The organism is Azospirillum griseum, assembly GCF_003966125.1.
In the GTDB taxonomy this organism is placed as follows: domain Bacteria; phylum Pseudomonadota; class Alphaproteobacteria; order Azospirillales; family Azospirillaceae; genus Azospirillum; species Azospirillum griseum.
Window position 1 is genome coordinate 1 of sequence record NZ_RXMA01000173.1, and the last position, 282, is coordinate 282.

A 282-nucleotide genomic window follows, 5' to 3' on the forward strand; every position below is an offset into this window, starting at 1 on the left:
AGCTGGCGGTGGCCAGCGTCACCACATCGGTGCCGACCCCGCCGGTCAGCGTTTCCACCTGACTGAGCAGCAGGCTGTTGCCCGTGGTCCCCAGCGTGATGCTGTCGGCGGCGGTCCCGCCGACCAGCGTTTCCAGCCCGGCGACGAGCATGGTCGAACCGACGTTGCCGATGGTGACGGCGTCGGCCCCGCCGCCGCCGGTCAGGGTTTCCAGCGAGCGCAGCAGCAGGGTGTTGCCGCCGTCCGCCAGCGTGGCCACGTCGAGACCGGCGTTGCCGACCA

Annotated in this window: 1 pseudogene; it reads right to left on the reverse strand. The window is 71.6% G+C overall.

The window, feature by feature from the left end:
• Positions 1–282 (reverse strand): annotated as a pseudogene (locus EJ903_RS27185) (hypothetical protein); the annotation flags it as partial.